The organism is Streptomyces sp. NPDC030820 (assembly GCF_055572075.1).
Map to the genome: position 1 here is coordinate 290,223 of NZ_JBVIEB010000001.1, position 6,431 is coordinate 296,653.

Annotated in this window: 6 protein-coding genes; 5 read left to right on the top strand and 1 reads right to left on the bottom strand. The window is 70.7% G+C overall.

What is annotated here, in order from left to right; all coding sequences use genetic code 11:
• Positions 1-156: 156 nt before the first annotated feature.
• On the top strand, positions 157-435 hold the full coding sequence (locus tag ACZ418_RS01345) for a hypothetical protein (protein ID WP_468355131.1): 279 nt from the start codon (positions 157-159) through the stop codon (positions 433-435).
• A gap of 169 nt (positions 436-604) precedes the next feature.
• Positions 605-1,816, top strand: coding sequence for an FAD-dependent monooxygenase (locus tag ACZ418_RS01350; protein WP_468355134.1), 1,212 nt, complete (start codon positions 605-607; stop codon positions 1,814-1,816).
• On the opposite strand, the gene ACZ418_RS01355 is transcribed toward ACZ418_RS01350, so the two are convergent.
• Positions 1,802-2,860, bottom strand: coding sequence for a LacI family DNA-binding transcriptional regulator (locus ACZ418_RS01355; protein WP_468355137.1), 1,059 nt, complete (start codon positions 2,858-2,860; stop codon positions 1,802-1,804). The genes ACZ418_RS01350 and ACZ418_RS01355 overlap by 15 nt on opposite strands.
• 222 nt (positions 2,861-3,082) lie before the next feature.
• Between ACZ418_RS01355 and ACZ418_RS01360 the strand changes: the two genes are divergently transcribed.
• Genes ACZ418_RS01360 through ACZ418_RS01370 form a run of 3 tightly spaced genes read left to right on the top strand, consistent with a single transcriptional unit; the run spans position 3,083 to position 6,218 of the window.
• Positions 3,083-4,234: a Gfo/Idh/MocA family protein gene (locus ACZ418_RS01360; RefSeq protein WP_468355140.1), complete on the top strand. Its 1,152-nt coding sequence runs from the start codon at positions 3,083-3,085 to the stop codon at positions 4,232-4,234.
• Entirely contained in the window at positions 4,231-5,382 is a 1,152-nt protein-coding gene (locus tag ACZ418_RS01365) for a dihydrodipicolinate synthase family protein (protein WP_468355143.1), read from the top strand. The genes ACZ418_RS01360 and ACZ418_RS01365 overlap by 4 nt, the downstream gene beginning before the upstream one ends.
• A gap of 29 nt (positions 5,383-5,411) precedes the next feature.
• The gene (locus ACZ418_RS01370; protein ID WP_468355146.1) at positions 5,412-6,218 is read left to right on the top strand and encodes a sugar phosphate isomerase/epimerase family protein; all 807 of its coding nucleotides are present in this window, start codon (positions 5,412-5,414) and stop codon (positions 6,216-6,218) included.
• Positions 6,219-6,431 lie beyond the last annotated feature (213 nt).

Below are 6,431 nucleotides of genomic sequence, written 5' to 3' on the forward strand. Positions count from 1 at the left end.
TTATGTCCGTTTTATTACGGAGGTGACGGTCCGCCGCGAGAGCGCATATCGCGTGGCGGCGGGCGGCGCTCCGAGCGACGCGCAGGCAGGAGCGCAACGGACGGCCCGTCGAGGCCGCCCGGCAAATCAACCACACCCTCCGGAGAGGGGCTCATCATGCGCGCGCACAGCACCCGTATCAAGAGAGTAGCCATCGCGGTCTGCTCGGCACCGATCCTGGCCATCGCAGCCGGCGCCGGCGCCGCCCAGGCAGCCACCGCCTCCGCCGCTCCCGAACACGTCGTCTCGTACCACGGAGACGGCTGGGGCTGGGGCTGGGGTGACGACGGCGGCTGGGGCTGGGGCTGGGGTTGGGGCGGCGGCTGGGGTTGGGGAGACCACGGCGGCTGGGGCTGGGGCGATGACGGTTGGGGCTGGGGCTGGGGCTGCGACTGAGTGTCAGCAGTGACCGACACCCAGCAGTGACCGACACCCCCTGACAAGCGAAGGACGGATCCGGGTGCCCGACCCCACGGGCACCCGGATCCACATGCACGTACCCGGCACAGAAGTGCTGTGCCGGTGAGGCCGTGACAACGGAGGTACTGGAGTGAGGATCGTCTGCGTGGGTGGAGGCCCGGCCGGGCTGTACTTCGCGATCTCCGCGAAGCTGCGGGATGCCGGTCACGAGATCACCGTGATCGAGCGGGACCCGCCGGAGGCGACGTACGGCTGGGGGGTCGTGTACTGGAACGATCTGCTGGACATCCTGCATCGCAACGACCCCGAGAGCGCACGGGCGGTGAGCGCCGGTTCCGTGCTCTGGCAGGACCAGGAGATCCGACTGCACGGCAGCCGGCACGACGGCACGGCGTACTTCGGCGGCTACGGCTACAGCATGGGCCGCGCCGCCCTACTGGACGTGCTGACCCGCCGCGCACGGGCACTGGGCGTCGACGTCCGCCACGAGCAGCTCGCCGACCCCACCGACCTGCCCGAGGCCGACCTGATCCTGGCCGCCGACGGCGCGGGCAGCCGGATCCGGCAGAGCCGCGCCGAGCACTTCGGCACCAAGGTGGAGACCGGCCGCAACCCCTATATCTGGCTCGGCACGGACCGGCAGTTCGACAGCTTCGTGTTCTGCTTCGAGGAGACCCCGGCCGGCTGGATCTGGTTCCACGCCTATCCGTCGTTCCACGGGATCAGCACCTGCATCGTGGAGTGCTCACCGCAGACCTGGCAGGGCCTCGGCCTCGACACGCTCGAACCCGACGACGCCATGCCCCTGCTGGAGAAGATCTTCCACCGGGCGCTCGACGGCCACTCCCTGATCAGCAGATCACGCGGCGAACCGGCGAAGTGGCAGCGGTTCCAGCACATCAGCAACCGGACCTGGGTCGACGGCAATGTCGTCCTGGCCGGCGACGCCGCGCACACCACCCACTTCACGCTCGGCTCCGGTACCCGGCTCGCGATGATCGACGCGATCGTGCTGGCCCACAGCCTGTCGAGCTTCCCGGATCCGCAGACGGCACTGCGCGAGTACGACCAGCACCGCCGCGCCGAACTGCACCCCATCCAGGCCGGTGCGCGCTCCAGCATGGCCTGGTTCGAACAGCTGGACGACTACCTGGACCGCGATCCGGTCTCCTTCGCCTATGCCATGTCGGTGCGCCAGGGCCACCAGGACCCGTGGCGCTACCAGGTCCACCTCGCCACCCAGATCCCCGTCGTGCGCAGGGCCCGCCGGGCCTACGACACCGGCAGGCGCTGGTACCGGGACCGCAGGCGGGGCGAGGCGCCGATGCCGCTGCTGGGAAGGTCACTTCCCGGCTGACCGGGGCACCCCCGAAGACCCCCGCACCATCAGCTCCCCCCGGACGGTCGCGATCCGTCCGGGGGGCGCCTCCTCCCGCCTCATGGCGATCCGCCCCGCCCTGGCCCCCGCCTCCGCGAGCGGCAACCGCACGGTCGTAAGAGAAGGCACCGCGTCCACGCTGAACGGCAGATCATCGAAACCGGCGACCGAAACGTCCTCCGGAATCCGCAGCCCGGAGTCCCGCAGCGCCGCACATGCCCCGAGCGCGACGGAGTCGTTCGCGGCGACCACAGCGGTCAGGGACGGATCACGGCGCAGCAGCTCCAGCGTGGCCTCGTACCCGGACTGCCGGTCGTAGCGGCCGTGCACCGTCCAGCGCGGGTCCTCCTCGACCCCCGCCGCGGCCAGCGCCGCCCGGTGGCCCTCCAGCCGGTGCCGGGTCGTCGTGCGCTCCTCGGGGCCCGCGATGTAGCCGAGGCGGCGGTGGCCGAGACCGAGCAGATGCTCGGTGAGCCGGCGAGCTCCGCCCCGGTTGTCGAAGGCGAGCGCCACGGCCTCGGTGTCGGGCGCCGGCGGCCGCCCGCACAGCACCACCCGGGTCCCGGCCTCGGCGAGCTTGCGCAGCTTCGCCGCCACCGCCGCCGCGTGCGACGCGTCCTCCACGGCCCCGCCGGTCAGCACCACGGCCGCCGCCCGCTGCCGTTGCAGCAGGGTCAGGTAGGTCAGCTCACGCTCCGGCGAGCCGCCCGTGTTGCAGACCACCGCGAGCCGCTCACCGCCCGCCCGGCCACCCCCGACGCCCCCGATCTCGGCCTGGATCGCGCTCGCCATGATCCCGAAGAAGGGGTCGGCGATGTCGTTGACGAGGATGCCGACCAGGTCGGAGGTGGCCGCCGCGAGGGCGCTCGCCGGGCCGTTGAGGACGTAGTCCAGCTCGTCCACCGCCCGCAGCACCCGCTCGCGCGTGGAGGCGGCCACCGGGTAGTTGCCGTTCAGCACGCGCGACACCGTCGCGGGTGAGACCTGGGCGCGGGCCGCCACATCCGCCAGGGTCACCGTCATGTCGTCGTCCTCCGGTCGCGCATCGTGTCGTACGCCCTCGTAGACAGCCAGGTCCTGCTGCCGGTTCCGAGAATCCGTCGAGCAGACCTTAAAGCCATGGCCCCCGGTTGTTCGCCCCCTCGAACAACTCGAAGAGGACACGGTCTTGTACGGACCACCGTCAAGAGGCTAGCTTCTCAGCATGGAAAGCGCTTGCTGCCGGCGTTGACAGAGGGGACTCACGTGACACGCAAGACGGTGCGAATCGCCATGAACGGCGTGACCGGGCGCATGGGCTACCGCCAACACCTCGTACGGTCGATCCTCGCCCTGCGCGACCAGGGCGGCCTCGACCTCGGCGACGGCACCGTGCTGTGGCCGGAGCCGATCCTGCTCGGCCGGCGCGAGCACGCCCTGCGGGAGATCGCCGACCGCCACGGCCTCGACCATGTCTCGACGGACGTGGACGCGGTGCTGGCCGATCCGTCCGTGGACATCTACTTCGACTCCCAGGTCACCTCGGCCCGTGAGGAGTCGATCAAGAAGGCGATCGCGGCGGGCAAACACATCTACACCGAGAAGCCGACGGCGACGGGCCTGGCGGGCGCCCTGGAGCTGGCCGGACTCGCCCACGCGAAGGGCATCAGGCACGGCGTCGTCCAGGACAAGATCTTCCTGCCGGGCCTGCTGAAGCTGAAGCGGCTCATCGACGGCGGCTTCTTCGGCCGGATCCTCTCCGTCCGGGGCGAGTTCGGCTACTGGGTGTTCGAGGGCGACTGGCAGCCCGCCCAGCGCCCCTCCTGGAACTACCGCGCCGAGGACGGCGGTGGCATCGTTGTCGACATGTTCCCGCACTGGGAATACGTCCTGCACGAGCTGTTCGGCCGCGTGAGGTCCGTCCAGGCCCTCGCCACCACCCACATCCCGCAGCGCTGGGACGAGCAGGGCAAGCCCTACGACGCGACGGCGGACGACGCGGCGTACGCCGTCTTCGAGCTGGAGGGCGGCGCGATCGCCCAGATCAACTCCTCCTGGGCCGTACGCGTCAACCGCGACGAACTGGTCGAGTTCCAGGTCGACGGCACCGAGGGCTCGGCGGTGGCGGGGCTCAGGAAGTGCCGGGCGCAGCACAGGTCGGCGACCCCCAAGCCGGTCTGGAACCCGGACATCCCGGCCACCGAGGTCTTCCGCGACCAGTGGCAGGAGGTACCGGACAACGGCGACTTCGACAACGGCTTCAAGGCCCAGTGGGAGCTGTTCCTCAGGCACGTCTACGCCGACGCCCCGTACCACTGGGACCTGCTGGCCGGCGCCCGTGGCGTCCAACTGGCCCAGCTGGGCCTGAAGTCCTCGACGCAGGGCCGCCGCATCGAGGTACCGGAGATCGCCCTGTGACCATCCGACTTCCCTCGGTGGACGGTTCGTTGCGGACGTACGAACCCCGCACCGAGCCGTTGCACGTCTCGCCGGGCACCCCCTTCACCTCCCGCACGGTCTTCTCGGCGGCGCACGTCGTGGCCGACCCGTTCGCGGACGTGTCCCCCGACTCGCCCGCCGCCGTCGACTGGGACGCCACCCTCGCCTTCCGCCGCCACCTGTGGTCCCACGGACTCGGCGTCGCCGAGGCGATGGACACCGCCCAGCGGGGCATGGGCCTGGACTGGGCGGGCGCGGCGGAGCTGATCCGCCGGAGCGCGGCCGAGGCGCGGTCGGTCGGCGGCCGTACCGCCTGCGGGGTCGGCACCGACCAGATCAAGGCCGGCTCGCTGACAGAGATCCGCGCGGCCTACGAGGAACAGCTCGCGGTCGTCGAGGAGTCAGGCGCCCAGGCGATCCTGATGGCGTCGAGGGCGCTGGCCGCGGCCGCCTCCGGCCCCGAGGACTACCTGGAGACCTACGGCCGTCTGCTGCGCCAGTCCGCCGAGCCGGTGATCCTGCACTGGCTGGGCCCGATGTTCGACCCGGCGCTGGAGGGCTACTGGGGCTCGGCCGACCTGGACGCGGCGACGGAGACGTTCCTGGAGGTCATCGCCGCGCACCCGGACAAGGTGGACGGCATCAAGGTGTCGTTGCTGGACGCGCAGCGGGAGATCGACCTCCGCCGCCGACTCCCTCGCGGGGTCCGCTGCTACACCGGCGACGACTTCAACTACCCCGAGCTGATCGCGGGCGACGACAAGGGCTTCAGCCACGCCCTACTCGGCATCTTCGACCCGCTGGGCCCGCTGGCGGCCGAGGCGGTACGGGTCCTGGACACGGGCGACACGGCCGGCTTCCGGAGCCTGCTGGACCCCACGGTCGAGCTGTCGCGCCATCTCTTCCAGGCCCCGACCCGCTTCTACAAGACGGGCGTGGTCTTCCTGGCCTGGCTCGCGGGTCACCAGTCCCACTTCACGATGGTCGGCGGCCTGCAGTCGGCCCGCTCCCTCCCGCACCTGACCCGCGCCTACGAACTCGCCGACGGTCTCGGCCTGTTCCCGGACCCCAAGCTCGCCGAGGAACGGATGAAGAACCTGCTGTCGCTGTACGGGGTGGACCAGTGACCGGTCTTGCGCGCTTCAGCATCAATCAAATGACCGTGAAGCAGCTGTCATTGCCGGAACTGGTGGACGCCTGCGTTCAGTCGGGTGTCGGCCAGGTGGGCCTGTGGCGGGAGCCGGTCCAGGCATACGGCGTCGAGGCGACGGCGAAACTGATCCGGGTCGCGGGCCTGACGGTGACGACCCTGTGCCGGGGTGGCTTCTTCACGGCGATCGGCCCGGAGGAGCGTTCCCGTGCCCTGGCCGACAACCGGCGGGCGGTGGACGAGGCGGCCACGCTCGGCACCGACACCCTGGTCCTGGTCTCCGGCGGCCTCCCGCCCGGCAGCAAGGACCTGCGGGCGGCCCGCGAACGCATCGCAGACGCCCTGGCCGAACTGGGTCCGTACGCCGAGCAGCACGGCGTACGCCTCGCCATCGAGCCCCTGCACCCCATGTACGCCGCCGACCGCTGCGTGGTGTCGACGCTGGCCCAGGCCCTGGACCTGGCCGAGCGCTTCCCCGCGCACCAGGTCGGGGTGACGGTGGACACCTACCACATCTGGTGGGACGAGCAGGCCCCGGCACAGATCGCGCGGGCGGGAGCGGGCGGCCGTATCCACACCTTCCAACTCGCCGACTGGGTCACCCCGTTGCCCGAGGGTGTCCTCAACGGCCGCGGTCAGATCGGGGACGGCGCGATCGACATGCGCGAGTGGCGGGGGTACGTGGAGGCGGCCGGCTACACCGGTCCCATCGAGGTCGAACTCTTCAACGAGGAGCTGTGGGCCCGGGACGGCCGGGAGGTGCTGGCGGAGACGGTGGAGCGGTTCATGGAACACGTGCACAAAAAATCTTGAGAACGCGTGCAACCCTCCCCGGGCCCTGAGTGTCGTACCTGTCATCAGAACCCGGGAGGGGACCCGGGGGGATTCACGGGGTTCTGATGTGGAGGGGAAAGCCGAGGGGGCGGGGGGGGGGGAAGGAAAGGGGACCACCCCCCCCAACCGTGCGAGTCCTCGAAAAAAAAAACCCAACCCCAACAAACGCTTCTCTTTATACCAGGCCCTTCT